At 37.6% G+C, this 16,552-nt stretch carries 15 protein-coding genes and 2 tRNA genes; 4 read left to right on the top strand and 13 right to left on the bottom strand.

Going from position 1 to position 16,552, the window contains the following annotated elements; translation table 11 throughout:
* Window positions 1–70 precede the first annotated feature (70 nt).
* Entirely contained in the window at window positions 71–652 is a 582-nt protein-coding gene (locus tag K5Q13_RS05620; protein WP_220740734.1) for a TetR/AcrR family transcriptional regulator, read from the bottom strand.
* A gap of 129 nt (window positions 653–781) precedes the next feature.
* Between K5Q13_RS05620 and K5Q13_RS05615 the strand changes: the two genes are divergently transcribed.
* Window positions 782–2,026: a YhgE/Pip domain-containing protein gene (locus tag K5Q13_RS05615; protein WP_220740733.1), complete on the top strand. Its 1,245-nt coding sequence runs from the start codon at window positions 782–784 to the stop codon at window positions 2,024–2,026.
* A 73-nt stretch (window positions 2,027–2,099) separates the two neighbouring features.
* Here K5Q13_RS05615 and radA read toward each other — a convergent pair whose 3' ends face one another.
* The 3 genes from radA to K5Q13_RS05600 are packed head-to-tail and all read right to left on the bottom strand — an operon-like array spanning window position 2,100 to window position 4,528.
* Complete coding sequence (radA, locus tag K5Q13_RS05610) at window positions 2,100–3,467, bottom strand: DNA repair protein RadA (protein WP_220740807.1); 1,368 nt, start codon at window positions 3,465–3,467, stop codon at window positions 2,100–2,102.
* Window positions 3,468–3,472: 5 nt separating this feature from the next.
* A complete protein-coding gene (locus K5Q13_RS05605) occupies window positions 3,473–3,946 on the bottom strand; it encodes an NUDIX hydrolase (protein ID WP_220740732.1) in 474 nt (157 codons plus the stop codon).
* A gap of 42 nt (window positions 3,947–3,988) precedes the next feature.
* Entirely contained in the window at window positions 3,989–4,528 is a 540-nt protein-coding gene (locus K5Q13_RS05600) for a dCTP deaminase/dUTPase family protein (RefSeq protein ID WP_220740731.1), read from the bottom strand.
* 258 nt (window positions 4,529–4,786) lie between these two features.
* Here K5Q13_RS05600 and K5Q13_RS05595 point away from each other — a divergent pair, with 258 nt between their 5' ends.
* From K5Q13_RS05595 to K5Q13_RS05585, 3 genes are all read left to right on the top strand, one after another.
* The gene (locus tag K5Q13_RS05595) at window positions 4,787–5,068 is read left to right on the top strand and encodes a GNAT family N-acetyltransferase (protein ID WP_220740730.1); all 282 of its coding nucleotides are present in this window, start codon (window positions 4,787–4,789) and stop codon (window positions 5,066–5,068) included.
* Window positions 5,065–5,748: a ribose-5-phosphate isomerase RpiA gene (gene rpiA, locus K5Q13_RS05590; protein ID WP_220740729.1), complete on the top strand. Its 684-nt coding sequence runs from the start codon at window positions 5,065–5,067 to the stop codon at window positions 5,746–5,748. Before K5Q13_RS05595 ends, rpiA begins: the two co-directional genes overlap by 4 nt.
* Window positions 5,749–5,922: 174 nt before the next feature.
* The gene (locus K5Q13_RS05585) at window positions 5,923–7,347 is read left to right on the top strand and encodes an aspartate ammonia-lyase (RefSeq protein WP_220740728.1); all 1,425 of its coding nucleotides are present in this window, start codon (window positions 5,923–5,925) and stop codon (window positions 7,345–7,347) included.
* Between the two features lie 61 nt (window positions 7,348–7,408).
* Here K5Q13_RS05585 and K5Q13_RS05580 read toward each other — a convergent pair.
* The 9 genes from K5Q13_RS05580 to K5Q13_RS05540 all read right to left on the bottom strand — a co-directional run bounded on the left by K5Q13_RS05580 (window position 7,409) and on the right by K5Q13_RS05540 (window position 16,527).
* Window positions 7,409–7,480, bottom strand: a tRNA-Gln gene (locus K5Q13_RS05580).
* Between the two features lie 39 nt (window positions 7,481–7,519).
* Window positions 7,520–7,602, bottom strand: a tRNA-Tyr gene (locus K5Q13_RS05575).
* Window positions 7,603–7,656: 54 nt separating this feature from the next.
* Window positions 7,657–8,550, bottom strand: a complete 894-nt coding sequence (locus K5Q13_RS05570; RefSeq protein ID WP_220740727.1) for a sulfite exporter TauE/SafE family protein — start codon at window positions 8,548–8,550, stop codon at window positions 7,657–7,659.
* Window positions 8,551–8,688: 138 nt separating this feature from the next.
* The gene (locus tag K5Q13_RS05565; RefSeq protein WP_220740726.1) at window positions 8,689–10,431 is read right to left on the bottom strand and encodes a 6-pyruvoyl-tetrahydropterin synthase-related protein; all 1,743 of its coding nucleotides are present in this window, start codon (window positions 10,429–10,431) and stop codon (window positions 8,689–8,691) included.
* A 115-nt stretch (window positions 10,432–10,546) separates the two neighbouring features.
* Window positions 10,547–12,439: a M13-type metalloendopeptidase gene (locus tag K5Q13_RS05560; RefSeq protein WP_220740725.1), complete on the bottom strand. Its 1,893-nt coding sequence runs from the start codon at window positions 12,437–12,439 to the stop codon at window positions 10,547–10,549.
* Between the two features lie 125 nt (window positions 12,440–12,564).
* Window positions 12,565–13,500, bottom strand: coding sequence for an ABC transporter ATP-binding protein (locus K5Q13_RS05555; protein WP_220740724.1), 936 nt, complete (start codon window positions 13,498–13,500; stop codon window positions 12,565–12,567).
* A 2-nt stretch (window positions 13,501–13,502) separates the two neighbouring features.
* Window positions 13,503–14,552 (bottom strand): ABC transporter ATP-binding protein, encoded by a 1,050-nt coding sequence (locus K5Q13_RS05550; RefSeq protein ID WP_220740723.1) that lies wholly within the window; start codon window positions 14,550–14,552, stop codon window positions 13,503–13,505.
* Window positions 14,553–14,566: 14 nt separating this feature from the next.
* Window positions 14,567–15,598 (bottom strand): ABC transporter permease, encoded by a 1,032-nt coding sequence (locus K5Q13_RS05545; protein WP_220740722.1) that lies wholly within the window; start codon window positions 15,596–15,598, stop codon window positions 14,567–14,569.
* A gap of 11 nt (window positions 15,599–15,609) precedes the next feature.
* Window positions 15,610–16,527, bottom strand: a complete 918-nt coding sequence (locus K5Q13_RS05540) for an ABC transporter permease (protein ID WP_220740721.1) — start codon at window positions 16,525–16,527, stop codon at window positions 15,610–15,612.
* Window positions 16,528–16,552: the final 25 nt, after the last annotated feature.

Here is a 16,552-nt window from a genome sequence, read left to right as displayed (position 1 = left end):
TAAATAGCCTTTATCTTCAAGTTTTCCACACGCATCACGTTTTTCACTTAGCACACCATATGTCATGTGATTAAACTAAACTTTTAGCAAAAAAACGAATCTGTTTATCATAAAAATCTGTGGCCGATGTTGAAATGTTGGGATGATCAAAACGAATAACTGATAAAAAATAACCAAAATTTAGCCATAATAAATTCATTGTAGCCGCCTCAACATCTATTGTTTCTCTAATTTTGTGCTGCTTTTTCATATCAGAGAAATAGTCACCCAATATTTTCTTAAACAACACCGGAATTTCTTCTACAGCTTTATTAATCTCTGGCATTTCCAGCGCTGCTTGAAAACCAATCAAAACGATTTCTTGGTGATCAACTTGAAATTCCTGATACGTTTTCGATAAAATAACAAGATCATCTTCAATATTACCAGTCATGCTTACCCCATCAAATATAGTCGATAAGTCCTTCAAATGTCGATCAACTACTGCTGATAATAAACCTTTCTTATCCGTGAAGTTTCTAAAAATGGTACTGGGATTAACTTCTGCCCTTTCGGCTATTTTACTGATAGTCGCTGATTGATAGCCACCCTCAATTAATAATTGAATGAATGTGTTTAGAATTTTGTCATATTTTGATGTTTTTTTAGTCATTAGTGAACCTCATACTAGCATATTAACATATTTTATTTTTGAAAGATATTATTTAAAATGCAACCAACCACTTGCATGCTTTATAAATAAGTGCTATTCTTTTGACAGCAAATAAAAAGGGAGTTCCACATGCAATTTAGAAAATTTCTTATCAGTAAAGGCGTTATCGGTGCATTCATTATCGTTATATTTTACGGTTTGCTCATGGTTGGCGTTTATCTTTCAGGTTATCAAGCTGTCCCCGATAGAGTAGAACAGTTACCAGTGGCTGTTGTTAATCAAGACAACGACAGCACTAATTTAAAAAATCAACTCACTGATCTTTTACCGTTCAAACACGTTAAAACAGACCTCAGTTTAGAAACTGCTAAAAAAGATCTCAATGATCGCAAGATTTACTTGATTATCAATATTCCAAAAGACTTTAATAAACATTTAAAAACATTGGATAAACCATCGCAAAGTCAACTAAAATTTTACATTAACTATGCTAATCCTATGACATCTGTTTCCGCCATGGAAGCGGTTGCTAAGTCTATTGGCGCAAATGTCCAAAAAAGTGTTTTGATACAACAAGGTAAGGGTATTCTTTCTGCAGCAGAACTAGGGCAACTAGAAACGCAAACCAAAGCTCTAATTGCCGCTAATCCTGCACAAAAAGATGTTATTTTAAAACAAGCTGATACGACAAAAGAAGCGGCAACTACCAAAATAAATGATGCTTACACAAATATTGCGCAATCTTACAAATACACGATTGTTAAAATAAATAAAGTTCCCTCGGGTATGCATCATACTATGGCGCCTTTCTTCATTACCTTAGCAATTTACATCGGTTCAATGATTGGTGCCATGCTAATCGTTACAGCATATAAATCTTTTGCACCACTTATTGGTCACTGGCGTTCTTATCTCTATACTGAAATCGCGATCGTCTTAATTTCAATATTGGCGCCATTGTTGGTTGTTGGTCTCAGCAAAGCATTGCTTCACTTTGATACAAGTGCTTACTGGCATTTATGGATAAACCACAGCATTGAACTATTTGCTGGACTGAACGTTAATCTTATTTTTTCATTAATACTCGGTCAAATCGGTATTATGATAAACATGCCATTTATGATTATGCAAGTTGTTTCTGGAGCTGGTTTAATCCCACGTCCAATTCTTCCTGGTTTTTTCAAGGCAATAAGCAATATCTCTCCGTGCTTCTATTCAATAAGAGCCGATTATAATGTTTTATATGGTGGCAGCGGCACAACCTCACTACTTTTGAAATTATTTACAATCGGTCTAATTGCTATTGTTCTTCATTTAGTTATTGTCACTTTCCAAAAACACAATAATCGACGTTCAACATTGGTATCAAAATAGCAGAAAACCCGCTTAAATATGATATTTAGCGGGTTTTCTGCTATTTATAAACAGTATTTCTATGACAGTGAGGTTATTCAAATGCGACCTTCAAGGCTTGAGCAAGTGTTACCACACCAATTACTTGTAACTTATCTGGAATTTCAATACCTGATAAATTATTTTGCGGTGCAATAACACGCTTAAAGCCTAACTTTTTAGCTTCTTTCAAGCGTTCTTCAATTTGTGACACACTTCGAACTTCACCCGTTAATCCCAATTCACCAATAAAGGCATCGCTTGGTCGTGTTTCTTTATCATGATAAGAGCTGGCTAATGCAACAGCCACTGCTAAATCAATTGCGGGCTCATCTAGTTTCACACCACCTGCTGCTTTAAGGTATGCATCTTGGTTTTGCAATAATAAGTTTGCACGTTTCTCCAATACGGCCATCAATAGACTGACACGATTACGGTCTAATCCTGCCGCTGTACGCTGTGCATTACCAAAAACCGTGGGTGTTACCAGTGCCTGAAGTTCAACCAAAATTGGTCTTGATCCTTCTAGTGCAATAACTACTGCAGAACCAGTTGCGCCATCTAGTCGTTCTTCTAAAAATATTTCTGACGGGTTTGCAACTTCACGTAACCCACCATCGCGCATTTCAAATATTCCCAATTCATTAGTGGCACCAAAACGATTTTTCACTGCGCGCAAAATACGATAGTTATGATGCATATCCCCCTCAAAATATAATACAGTGTCAACCATATGTTCCAAAATTTTTGGTCCCGCAATGGCCCCATCTTTTGTGACATGACCAACAATGAAAACTGAAATATTATTGGTTTTCGCAATTTGTAACAGGTCGGCTGTTACCTCACGAATTTGCGATACTGAGCCAATTGCTGAAGTAACATCTGGTTCTTGCATTGTTTGCACTGAATCTATCACAACAAAATCAGGTTGCAACTCATCAATTTGCTTCTTAATAGCCGTCATATCAGTTTCTGGGTACAGATAAAATTCATCATGGCCAACACCAAGCCGATCAGCTCGCAGCTTTACCTGTGTTGCTGATTCTTCTCCAGTCACATACAAAACACGCCCTTTTTGCGCGAGTTGACCAGAAACTTGCAGTAACAGTGTTGATTTTCCAATGCCTGGATCCCCACCAATCAACACCATTGATCCAGGTACAACACCGCCCCCTAAGACACGATTAAGTTCCATCAAACTCGTTGTCACTCGCGGTGTTTCTTCAGAGGTGATTTCATTAATTTTCTCAACTTTGGCCGTGCGGCCATCAAGACTCACACGGCTTTTACGATCATTAACTTCAGGCGCAATTTTTTCTTCAACAAAAGTGCCCCATTCACCACAGTTTGAACAGCGCCCGAGATAACGTGCCGATGTAAAACCACAGTTAGAACAAATAAATTGTGTTTTTGTTTTAGCGATAACTATTATCCTTCTTCCTGATCAATATTTAATAAATACATTGTTTGTGCTGGTAGTTGTTTCAAAACAGCTTGTAATGCTTTTGGCTTCAAATCTACCAAATCATTTGGCGAGCGCCAAGATACTATTTGTTCCCAATCATCCTTTGCATACACACGTTCATGATTAATGCGAACAACTAACCAGGTAAAACATACTTCGTTAGTTTGTCTACCATCGATAGCAAATATGTTTTCCGTCGTTGCAAGTAATCTCGTAGCACGGACATGAATACCCATTTCTTCTAAAAACTCACGAGCAATTGCCTGTTGACTCGTTTCACCAAACTTTATTTTTCCACCCGGCAACAACAAATAACCATTACGCCGGTCTTCATTAACAGCAACATCACCTATATCATTTAGTAATACACCAGTAGCACGTAATTTAAAATCATGCTTTTCATCACGCAACACAATATCTGTTTGTTCATCAGCCATAGTTATTTAACCCTTATTTTTTACTGAAGGACTAATTTCATATTAATTTTGTCCAGTCGAACCAAAACCACCTTGTCGTGAAGATTTAGTTGTATTTTCATCCCCATCAGCCAATAAATATGGCAAGAAAATACCCTGACCAATGCGCTCGCCTTTTTTAATGTGAACATCTTTTAGCCCAAAATTAATAAATTGGAAAAAAATTTCACCCTCGTTCGAAGGATTGTTATAATAATCCGCATCCACAATACCAACTGCATTTGGCATCATGATACGTTTTTTGATTGGGCCACTAGAACGTGATACCAATTGTAGATACTCACCTTCTGCCATGTAAGCTTTTATGCCAGTTGGCACTAATACAGGTTTGAGCATATTTTGAAGATCTGCATTATCACGCACACCCTTTAACTTACCCAATGATAAAATACTTAAGCCCTTAAAAAATTGATTACTTGCAGCACTAGGAATAACAATATCCTCTGATGCTTCGAAGTCATAGCCGGCAGCTGATTGTGTGCTACGTTGAGGTAAATTAAGACCGTCACTTGCCTTAGCTGAAACAATTTCAAATCCACGCATATTTACATATTAAATACAGCCAATAAAATAATTAAGAGCCATATTTTTCCTCCATTTATTAATTCATCTATCTTTATTATTATACGTTATAATGCGCCTATTTTTTAAAATTTTATTTTGATATACCTGAACCAAAGCGTACTTTTAAAATATAACAACCCACCTAATGGCTAAATTATGCGGTATAATTGAGTAACAAACAGTGTCACTGATATGTTGCACAAAGTAAAATTTATAGCAACGAAATGGAGAAAAATTATGGACTTTCAACATGAACCTGGACGTTATTTTTTACAAGAAGATGATAAAACATTAGCCGAAATTATCTATACAACTATCAATGATGGTCAAACGTACTCGGTTAATGCAACACGAGTTGATCCGTCATTACGCGGGCAAGGTATTGCTGCAAAATTACTTGATGCAGTAATTACTGAAGCTCAAAATAATCATATGACAATCAAAGCAGTTTGCCCCTATGTTAAAAAAGCGTTTGCAAGTAATCCAGCCAAATATCAGGAAATTGAGTATAAATTATGAGTCAAGAGTTACAAAAAATCATTGCTGGCCGTCGTGCTGCTGAATTTGTTAAAAATGGTATGGTCGTCGGTATTGGTTCTGGGTCAACTATTGTTCATGTTGTCGAGGCACTTGGAGAGCGCGTTGCCAATGAAAATCTAAACATTGTCGGTGTCGCAACTTCTGAAAAAACTCGTCGAAATGCTGCCCAGCTTGGTATTCCAATGTACAACGTTGATGATATTGATAAAATCGACTTGACAATTGACGGTGCAGATCAAATTGCCGATGATTTTTCTGCAATTAAAGGTGGTGGTGCCGCCTTGCTATGGGAAAAAATTGTTGCTTTCAATTCTCGTGAAAATATTTGGGTCGTTGACGCAACAAAACGTATTCCCAAACTCAATCAATACTTACCAGTAGAAGTCATTCCATATGGCTCTAACCAGTTGTTTAAGCGATTCCAAGCTGATGGGTTTCATCCCACATGGCGGTTAGATCAAAATGGTAATCCCGTTCGCACAGATTCAGCTAATTTTTTAATTGATCTCCATCTACCAATTATTGAGAATCCACGTGAACTAGGGGATGAGTTGATTAAGATGGTTGGCGTTGTCGAGCATGGTTTGTTTACAGACGTTGTTGACCGCGTCGTTATTGGAAAAGATAACCATACTGCGGAAGTGTTAGATGTAAAATAGTAACAAACAGCGTATCTTATGATGCGCTGTTTTAATTTGATTTGATCAAAGCAAACACATAACCTCATCATTAATGACTAAAAAAATTCAATGTCATGATATGTAACACAATTAATTGGTATAGTTGCAACAAGAGATAAAATGGTCCTATAGTAATTTACTAAGGAGAGCATCATGCGTACTGAATCTGACTCACTCGGTCAACTAGATATTCCAAAATCAGCTTATTATGGTATACATACACAACGTGCTTTGAATAATTTCCCCATTTCATCAGAGTCAACACATCCTGAACTGATTCGCGCCTTTCTAGAAATCAAACAAGCTGCCGCCAAAACGAATGCGACATCTGGTAATCTTGATCGTTCTGTCGCTAAACATATTGTCAGTGCCGTCAAGACGCTTATCAATAATCCTATTGATTTAACCATGTTCCCAATTAGTGACATTCAAGGTGGCGCCGGCACATCAACTAACATGAACGTTAATGAAGTCATTGCTAATGTGGCACTTGAACAAACAGGACATGCGCGTGGTGATTATAATTATATCAATCCAAATGATCACGTTAATATGGCACAAAGTACAAACGATACTTATCCAAGTGCAGGTAAAATAGCGCTATTACGTTTACTTGAGCCATTATTTTCTGAGTTGCGTGCCCTGATTGACGCTTTAGGCAATAAAGCGGATGAATTTTCAACCACGTATAAAATGGGCCGAACGCAACTACAGGATGCAGTTCCGATGACATTAGGCAATAGTTTCCATGCCTGGTTAAAGCCCTTACGTCGAGATGACTTACGTATCACCGCTGCTCGTGATGCTTTATATATGCTTAATTTGGGTGGTTCTGCGATTGGATCAGGTATTAATGTCAGTTATCACTACCAAGTACATATTGTGCCAAATTTAGCCGGTATTACCAAGCTACCCTTAACACAGGCACATGACTTATTTGATGCAACACAAAATCTTGATAGCCTCGTTGCCCTCTCAGGCACTCTAAAAACATTAGCTATGAGTTTATCTAAAATTGCTAATGATTTACGTCTACTTAGCTCTGGACCCCGTTCAGGCTTACTAGAAATTAACTTACCAGCGAAACAAGCCGGCTCTTCAATTATGCCTGGTAAAGTTAACCCAGTTATTCCAGAAGTGGTGAATCAGGTTGCTTTTGAAATATTTGGATTTGATGCAACAATTACTGCTGCTGCCGAAGCAGGACAACTAGAGCTCAACGCTTTTGAACCAATCATATTCCGTTCGCTCTTTACAGGGATTGAACATCTTACTGCAGCGATGAATACATTACGTCTAAACGCTATTGATGGTATCACCAGCAACAAATCTCGACTCGCACAAGATATTGATTTATCTGTTAGTTTTGCTACTGCTATGACCCCAATCATTGGTTATCAAGAAGCAGCAAAACTAGCTAAAGAGTCTATTCGGACAGGTAAGTCTTTACGTCAAATTGCCGAAAAAAAGGCGCATTTCACACCTGATCAATTAGCACATATTTTCAAAATTGAAGACATCGTGATTAACGCGCGAACCCCAGAACACGGACTAGTACTTCATCCCCCAAAAAAATAAGCGATACGTATATCACTATTAACAGAAAAAAAGGAATCCTAATCGGATTCCTTTTTTATAATTGCCCCTGCTGGATTCGAACCAGCGCATATCGGTACCAAAAACCGATGCCTTACCACTTGGCGAAGGGGCAATAGTTAATTTATTTAGCCGTTAACTATTAAATCGGCTATGGGAGCGGTAGGATTCGAACCTACGAACCCGAAGGAACGGAGTTACAGTCCGTCGCGTTTAGCCAGACTTCGCTACACTCCCATATCTCAAACAACTATATAATAGTACCAAATTTTCAGAGACTTAGCAAGACTTTTAATGTACTTTCTTCCAATTAATTTTAAATGAATCACGCAGTAAGCCATAAACTGTCCATAATGATACACCAATAATTAGTTTTTTAAGCAGCTCAACATCCATGCTAGTAAAAAATTTCGCAGCAACAATCACACCTAATACACCACCAATTGCAACTCCGGCAAAACCACGCCAGGATACGCGATCCATTTTAATGACATTCCACGCTGTCGTTGGCATAATTAAGGCGGCATCTAACATCATAACAGGAAACGCAACGGCAGGGTTAACTCCCATCAGAGAAAAGAAAATGAGTTCTGGTGCGTAGTTCCCTAGCCCCATTGTCATCAATATGCCAATACCTAAATTAAATACCACACCTAGAACTAACCACCACCCATGTAATCCATGAACAGCCATCGTATTATCTGCACCTGGTGTTGTGATCATTCGGACAATCATGATAATCACTGCTATCAGTAAAGCACCCGCCATCACGCGCTGTACAGTCGGTGCATGCCATTTTCTGGTTACATGCGTACCAATGTAGGCACCAATAACAGCTGCTGTGGTCATCGGAATGAGTGTCATTAATTCGACTTTAACCGCAGTAATGAAAAAAAGTGCTTCCACTATCACTGGTATCGCATGCATGGCGTTTAGTGTGCCCGGTAACTTTCGATCGTCATTAACGTAATGCGTTGCACGAAAAGCAGCTGTCGTCGTCGCAAATGACCCAATGCCTAAGGTATCACCAAAATCAGTGAAAAAACCAATAATCATACCTAAACCAAAACGCTGAAAAATAGGCTTTTTTCCCACTATATAAGCCCGAATTACTAACGTTAGCATCATCAGCATCACAGCCACTAACAATAGCTGAATTATTAAAAGAATCATTTTTTCATACATACCATCTTACTCGCTTCAAAAAGTCAATACACACTATTGTATCAGAATTTATAGGTTCTTTCTTATTTTTTTACTATCCATGGCATAGAAAAAACATGTTACGACAATTCAAAGATTGTTTTCTCGTAACATGCTTGGTTAGGCGCGTTTTTTATTTTTCAAAATGATAAAAATACTAACAAATACGAATATCACCATCGTCATTGCCGAAATAATTATTGCTACTTGATGTAATACTGTTTTATGATACGTTAGTTGGATGACTTGACTGCCCTTAGGTTCAACTGCTAGTTTACCTTTAACCGTTTTAATTAATAGAGATTTTCCGGCACCATCTGTCGCTTGCCAACCCTGATAATTAGTCATTGGAAGCAATATTTGTTTTGCACTTTCTGGTATGTTTTTAACTTCAAAAGTATATCCTTTGTGAAATAATCTTAATGAACTCAACTGATTGTCAATATATATGCGTGTTGCATCTCTTGTGTCTCCCCAACTAGCTACTTGGTACCCACTGACAAATTTAACACGTTTTTGACCTAAATAATCCTTACTACCTAAAGGTAATTGATAATAGTGGTTAATTTGGTACTCAAAGTCATTATTTCCCACAGTTTTCGGAAATGCTTTGCCGCCTTTTTGATAGTTTGCAATAGGTAATTTCGCACTATAATAAGCATCACCCTGCATTTTCCAAGCACTAAACAAGGACAACATAATTCCCGCAATAAAGATCCAATTCATTGTTTTCAGATGTAACACGCCAATTTCATAAAAATGATCTAATCCTTCAATCACGAATAACAAAGATAGCAGCATAATAAGAGGATAAAATCGTCCCATCATTTGAAAAACATGCAGCGGTGTTTTTGCAAAAAACTCTGTTGGCATATAAAAAACAGTAACTAAACTAATAACTAACCAACAACCGATTGTTCTAACCTGTTTAGAAAGTGTTCTAAAATGTAACAATTCCACTGAGATGATGATACTCATTATAAACACGAATAGTCCAACAGGTATTGCTGTCCAATTTAACGTTGCTTGGTTATTAACTGATGCTGCAATAGATTCCCAGGGACTAACTGTTCCCCACATTTTATTGGCTCCAGCAATTTTATCTGTTAATAGATGTTGCAGAAATGGTATAACGTAAAATGCAGAAAGCAATATTGTGAGTAGCCCAACTTTGATTAACCGCACTATTTTAGCAAGAGTTACTTCTTTTTGAAAGAAAAAAATAAATACCATCACTACAAGTATAATGACTAATAAAAATGCCGATAGCACGTGATTGGTAACAATTACTGCACTTAGAATACTTGTAAGCACATAATTTTTACGATTAGTAAACATTATGCCATAAAATCCTGCTAGAACTGCGGGAAAAAGTAAAATACCAATTAGTTCACCAGGTAAACCGCGTACATTAATTTCGCCAAAAGTCACTGGTGCCAAGACATATAAAACACTAAATGCAAAGGACTTCAATCTTGTATTAGTGCCTGTAAAAAATAATGTACCTGCATAAAAATTGACAGCCATTGCAGACGTCAACAAAACAACATAACCAATAAGTACTGCTGTAACTGCCTGCTGTGTGAAAAAATAAATCACAGCTACAAAATATGTGAATGAATAACCATAGAAGAGGTTAACACCGTAACCATTTTCTCCAAATGTATAGGCAGAGATATCAGGCAACCATTTGCCAACCTCAAATCCCTTTTCCAACTCATACATCCGAGATAAATGAAATGGCACATCCCAAGAATTCATGTACATCGTTTGTTTGGCCAATTGTGGTAACATACAAACACTTGCTAGTATTAGAAAAACTAAAAACAGTTGCCACCTGTTCATTTTTTTTATGTTAAACATTCATATTCTCCCCAAAATAAATAATCAGTAAGTTTTAATTATACACGTTACACAAATAAAAATTATCATAACTATCTATCATTATGGAATACTTAACATAAATCAACCAACTATTTCACCAAATTTGAACACGTTCATCTTGTGATAACCACATTTCGTCCGTTGGATTCACATCAAACGTTTCAAAAAACTCATCAAAGTTCTTCACTTGTACATTAACTCGTAATTTAGCCGGACCATGAGGATCAGAAGCAGCAAGTAACTGCATGTATTCTGGACGTGCTTTCATACGCCAAATGGCTGCCCAGCTTTCGAAGAAATCAACAGCTGAAAAACCATCATCTCGCTTAGCAGCGGCTAATGCAGCAGCTAATCCGCCAAGATCGGCAACGTTTTCAGAAACAGTTAACTTACCATTTACTTTAGCCCCATACGAATCAAGACCGTCAAATTGCTTAACAACTTTTTCCGTGCGTAATTGGAATGCCGCAAAATCATCATCTGTCCACCAATTATTTAAACTACCAAATTCATCAAATGATGCGCCATTTGTGTCAAATGCATGTGAAATTTCATGTGCAATAACTGCACCAATACCACCATAATTTGCCGACGATGATTGTTCTAAGCTATAAAAAGGTGCTTGCAAAATAGCAGCCGGAAATACAATTTGATTTTGTTGTGGATCATAATAAGCATTAACCAAATGCGCTGGCATATGCCATTCACTACGATCAACTGGTTGATGCCATTTTGACCACGCGTGCTCAATTTCAATTTGTCGAAATTGCGTCGCTGTTTCAAACAAGCTTGCATCCGAGTTAACAACCTTTTTATATAGTCTTTGCGGTAATTTTTCAGGATAACCAATATGTGGCACAATTGTATTTAATTTTGTGACTGCCTTGATACGTGTTTCTTCATTAAGCCATTGATTTGATTGCAAACGTTGCTTGAATACATCAATCATACTTGCCACTTTATCTTCAACATCTGCTTTTGCTTCTGGAGAAAATTTCTTCTGGGCATAATAATAGCCAATTGCTTGATTAAATGGCTGCACAGCTAAATAAACTGCTGCTTTCTCTGTACCCATTGCTTCTGGCAATCCCGTTAATTCACGTTGGTATTGTCCCCCTAGAACACGAAGCTCCTCAGACAAATAACCTGTGAATTGGTTCGCTGCCTGCACAATAAGATAGGCTTTTAATAATGGCCAGGCTTCTTCAGAATAAAACTGTTCCGCTACAGCCCAAAAACGTTCTTCTGGCACAATAACAGTATCCGGCTTTTGTCCCACCAATTCAGTCAAAATATCATCCAACGGCAACTCTGGCACTAGACTTGTAAATTTATTCCAATCATAGGGATGATACAGTTTAGCATATTCATGACTTTCTTCTTGACTCAATACAACTGCTGCTGCACGTGCATCAAGTGCTAAATATTGATCAATTAATTTTGTGGTTTCCGATTGTGAAAAACCAAAGTGAGGTAACAAAGCTTCTTGTTCCTCTCTAAATTTACCCAACAACACTTGACCTTGCGCATGCCCCTTTTCGTAGTAAGTTGTATCTGGTAAGAGCAAACTTAACGCCCCAGCCCACAACACATTCGTTCGCGCATCTTTAAAATCGGGTTCAATGCCTAGTGGCAAAGCATTTGGAAAGCCTGATTTTTCTAATTCAACAATATGGTTCGCAAATTCTGAAAATGATGTGTAACTCTGATATTTGGCAATCAGTGGTAATATTGGCTTTGCCCCCAGTTGGTCACGTGTTTGTGTATCAGATGTCAAGCGATGATAAGCAACAAAATTTTGTAAAATAGTATTTTCAGGTAAATCGTCACCCTGTTGCCATCTACTAGTCTGAGAAATTAACCATTGCTCAATCTCGTCAGATAAATCACTAAATCCACCTGTTCGCGGTTTGTCATTAGGAATAACCGCTGTTTTTTCCCATTCACCATTAATTGCCTCGTAAAAATCGTCTTGTAATCTTACCATACTGTCTCACTTTCTCATTAATAACTCATTATAATTATACACATTTTTCATATTAATTTCACGTTGCAATGCAATATAAAAAGTTGTCATAGATTTTTCTCAATCCATGACAACTTTTTAATGTTTTAAACTTGTTGTGCTTTATATAATGCAGCTTCTTCTTCTGTTGCGAGGACAAAATGTCCAGGCGCAGCTTCAATCATTTGCCTTGCCTTACCATCTGTTTCGATAGTTGTATCATACGTAATATGTTGCCTTACGCTTTCAACCTCTGGATCAGGAACTGGAATAGCTGATAATAAGCTTTTAGTATAAGGGTGTAAAGGATGATTATACACTGCGTCTGCTGAACCAATTTCAAGCAATTTACCCCAATGCATCACACCAATACGATCAGAAATATACTTCACCATAGACAAATCATGTGCAATAAATAAATATGTCAAGGAATGTTTAGTTTGTAATTCCTTCATCAAATTCACAACTTGTGCCTGAATAGATACATCTAGTGCTGATATTGGTTCGTCAGCTATGATAAATTTAGGATCAACTGCTAGCGCACGCGCAATTCCGATACGTTGTCGTTGTCCACCCGAAAATTCATGAGGATAACGTGTTGCATGATCTTCGTTTAACCCAACAAGTTTCAATAGTTCTTGTACTTTAGCATCACGTTCTGTTTTGTTTTTAGCTAATTTGTTGATATCAATACCCTCGGCAATGATATCACGTACTTTCATACGGCCATTCAAACTCGCTTGTGGATCCTGGAAAATCATTTGTGCATCCTTACGGAATGCCGATAATTGCTTCCCCTTTAAATGCGTGACATCTTCACCATTAAACAAAATTTCACCACCAGTTTGTTCGTGCAATTTTAAAATTGTACGCCCAATGGTTGTTTTACCAGAACCAGATTCACCAACTAAACCAAATATTTCGCCTTCATAAATATCAAAAGTTACATGATCAATAGCACGAACTTCATTGGCTTTTCCTTTATTAAAATACAGTTGCAAGTCTTTTAGCTCAACTAACTTTTTTGGTTCTTTCCCAGTCATGATTAAGCCTCCTGCCCTTGAATTTCTTGCCAACGTGCCCATCGCTTTTGAATTTGCACAGGCGGTGTTACTTTTGGTGAACGCTCATCAAGCAACCATGTGGCTGCATAATGCGTGTCACTAACTTTGAAGAAGGGTGGTTCCTCTTTTGAATCAATTGCTAGGGCATAGACATTACGTGAAGCAAAAGCATCGCCCTTAGGCGGGTCCAACAAATCTGGTGGTGTGCCTGGAATAGCTTCTAGCGAGCCAATTTGTGTATCAGTTGTCGGCATTGAATTTAACAATCCCCAAGTATATGGATGTTGTGGATTGAAGAAAATTTCGTCCACCGTGCCATACTCAACAATCTTACCAGCATACATGACAGCTACACGATTAGCCATTCCCGCAACAACACCCAAATCATGTGTAATGAATATAATCGAACTACTAGTTTCTTTCTGTAACGATTTCATTAAATTCAATATTTGTGCTTGAATAGTAACATCTAAGGCAGTCGTTGGTTCATCAGCAATCAAAATTTCTGGATCTGCTGCTAGTGCAATTGCCACAACTGCACGTTGTCGCATACCACCAGACCATTGATGTGGGTAATCATTGATGTGTTCTTCTGAGTTAGGAATGCCAACACCTTTCATTAACTCTAATGCCCGTTTTAAAGCATCTTCCTTTTTCATTTTACGATGTTTCATCAAAGGTTCTGCAATTTGCATCCCGATTTTCATTGTCGGATCTAAGCTGGTCATCGGATCTTGAAATATCATAGCAATTTCATTACCACGAATCGTTTGCCACTCTTCCTCTTTTAAATCGAGCAAATTGCGATCTTTAAAAATTAATCTTGAATTATCAGGAATCGAAGCATTTTTAGCATTTAATCCCATTAATGTTTTTGTCGTAACTGATTTTCCAGATCCCGATTCACCAACAATGGCCAATGTTTCACCTTTATTCAAATCAAATGATACGTCACGTATTGCTTGCACTGTTCCCGCATAAGTATTAAAGTTCACGTGCAAATTTTCAACTTTTAAAATTGGATTACTCATAATCTGCACACCTCTTAGTCTTCACTCGCACGTGGGTCAAAAGCATCACGTAAGCCATCGCCCAAAAGGATGAATGCTAATGATACCAAAACCAACACTGCTGATGGAATTAATATTTGATAAGGATAAAATTGTAACATTGCCTGTGCATCAGAAATCAATGATCCCAATGATGCAGTTGGCGGCCTAACACCCAAGTTAATAGCTGATAATACCGCTTCAAACATAATGGCATTAGGAACAGTCATCATAATTTGAACAATAATTGTTCCAGCCATATTTGGTATCAGATGTTTGATTGCAATTTTAAAAGAACTTTCACCCAAAGACTGCGCAGCTAAGACATAATCACGTTCTTTTAACGTTAAAGTCATATTACGAACTTGTCTAGCCATACCTAGCCAACCTGTCATTGCAATGGCTAAAATAATTGACAATACACCGCCGCCCAGTAGTAAACCAAGCATTGTGACAATAATTAAGTTAGGAATAGATGACAAAATTTCAATGATACGTTGCATAACGTTATCAATCCAGCCACCTTTCCAACCAGAAAATACGCCATATGCCACACCAATTAATAAATCAATGAATGTTGCAACTATAGCAACTAACAATGAGATGCGTAAACCAACAGTTACACGTTTTGCTAATGAACGTCCAATATTATCAGTACCTAAAATATATTTTTGCCCTGATGGGACGTTTTGTGATTGGTACACATCTGTCGCGGTACTATCACCTGGTGATTTTATCTTACCGTTCCAACCAGGAATTGGTAAGCCTGAATTAGGTGGTAAATTCTTATAAACACCAACCTTATCAGAATTAAATGAATTCGCTGCCTGTTGTGGTACAAAGAAATTGGACACCACTGCAAAGCCTAGAATAAATATTAAGAACCACATTGAAATAACCGCAAGTTTATTTAACTTGAGGCGACGCCAAGCATCTTGCCAAAATGACAAGGCTGGCTTTGAGATATGTTCGTTGGCTTCAGAGTTTTGCGCGCCAACGATGACAAAATCTTCAGTATTTGCTGCCATCATAAGCCTCCTTATTGCAAACGAACACGTGGATCAACAATTGCTGTCAAAATATCCGTGATCAAAATCATAACCATTAACATTGCTGAATAAACAATGGTTGTTCCCATAATCACTGGGAAATCTTTTGATGGAATTGACAAAACAAATTGCTGTCCAATACCGGGAATTGAGAAAATCTGTTCAATCAATGTTGAACCAGTTAAAAGACCAGCCGCCATAGGACCAATTAACGTCAAAACTGGGATCATCGAGTTACGATAAGCGTGCTGATTAACAACTTCTTTCGCACTTAATCCTTTAGCTTTGGCTAACTGAACATAGTCAGAACTTAGTGATTCAATCATTTCAGAACGAACAAATCGTGTCGTCACAGCAGCTGGGCTAACTGCTAGCGCCAATGTTGGCAAAATTGTCTGTGAGAATGAGTCACCCCAACCAGATACAGGGAAAAGTGGCCATTTAAATCCAAACAAGTATACTAGCACGATACCTAATATAAAACTAGGAATTGAAATACCCAATGTTGAGATAATACCCAGTGTGCCATCAATTTTATTATTTTTGTTTCTTGCTGATGCTGCACCCATGAATAAACCAGCAATCACACCAACAACTAATGCTTGTGCACCTAATTGCGCAGACACAGGTAAACGTTGTCCAATTAACATGCTAACAGACTGATTTTGATATTGAAATGATGTACCAAAATCACCGTGAGCAGCGCCAACCAAGTAGTTTAAGTATTGTTGCCAGACAGGCAGATCGAGTCCATAAGTTGTTTTCAATTGTGCTAATGCTTCAGGCGTTAACTTAGGATTATTGAACGGCGTTCCTGGCATAATTTGCATCAAGAAAAACGTCGCTGTTGTAACTAAGAAAAGTGTGAATACTAGAAGCACTAATCTTTTAAAAATGTATTTCCACATATTATGACTTCCTATAACAAAATAA

It is taken from the genome of Leuconostoc miyukkimchii (genome assembly GCF_019656055.1).
Taxonomy (GTDB): domain Bacteria; phylum Bacillota; class Bacilli; order Lactobacillales; family Lactobacillaceae; genus Leuconostoc; species Leuconostoc miyukkimchii.
The sequence above is the reverse complement of the archived record's forward strand: the minus strand, read 5'-3'. Positions and strand labels throughout refer to the sequence as shown.

What these genes read in the sequence shown, in the direction of transcription:
- K5Q13_RS05620 (WP_220740734.1), bottom strand. Translation starts at nt 652, where the DNA reads ATGACTAAAAAAACATCAAAATATGACAAAATTCTAAACACATTCATT.
- K5Q13_RS05615 (WP_220740733.1), top strand. Translation starts at nt 782, where the DNA reads ATGCAATTTAGAAAATTTCTTATCAGTAAAGGCGTTATCGGTGCATTC.
- K5Q13_RS05605 (WP_220740732.1), bottom strand. Translation starts at nt 3,946, where the DNA reads ATGGCTGATGAACAAACAGATATTGTGTTGCGTGATGAAAAGCATGAT.
- K5Q13_RS05600 (WP_220740731.1), bottom strand. Translation starts at nt 4,528, where the DNA reads ATGCGTGGATTTGAAATTGTTTCAGCTAAGGCAAGTGACGGTCTTAAT.
- K5Q13_RS05595 (WP_220740730.1), top strand. Translation starts at nt 4,787, where the DNA reads ATGGACTTTCAACATGAACCTGGACGTTATTTTTTACAAGAAGATGAT.
- rpiA (WP_220740729.1), top strand. Translation starts at nt 5,065, where the DNA reads ATGAGTCAAGAGTTACAAAAAATCATTGCTGGCCGTCGTGCTGCTGAA.
- K5Q13_RS05585 (WP_220740728.1), top strand. Translation starts at nt 5,923, where the DNA reads ATGCGTACTGAATCTGACTCACTCGGTCAACTAGATATTCCAAAATCA.
- K5Q13_RS05570 (WP_220740727.1), bottom strand. Translation starts at nt 8,550, where the DNA reads ATGTATGAAAAAATGATTCTTTTAATAATTCAGCTATTGTTAGTGGCT.
- K5Q13_RS05565 (WP_220740726.1), bottom strand. Translation starts at nt 10,431, where the DNA reads ATGTTTAACATAAAAAAAATGAACAGGTGGCAACTGTTTTTAGTTTTT.
- K5Q13_RS05560 (WP_220740725.1), bottom strand. Translation starts at nt 12,439, where the DNA reads ATGGTAAGATTACAAGACGATTTTTACGAGGCAATTAATGGTGAATGG.
- K5Q13_RS05555 (WP_220740724.1), bottom strand. Translation starts at nt 13,500, where the DNA reads ATGACTGGGAAAGAACCAAAAAAGTTAGTTGAGCTAAAAGACTTGCAA.
- K5Q13_RS05550 (WP_220740723.1), bottom strand. Translation starts at nt 14,552, where the DNA reads ATGAGTAATCCAATTTTAAAAGTTGAAAATTTGCACGTGAACTTTAAT.
- K5Q13_RS05545 (WP_220740722.1), bottom strand. Translation starts at nt 15,598, where the DNA reads ATGGCAGCAAATACTGAAGATTTTGTCATCGTTGGCGCGCAAAACTCT.
- K5Q13_RS05540 (WP_220740721.1), bottom strand. Translation starts at nt 16,527, where the DNA reads ATGTGGAAATACATTTTTAAAAGATTAGTGCTTCTAGTATTCACACTT.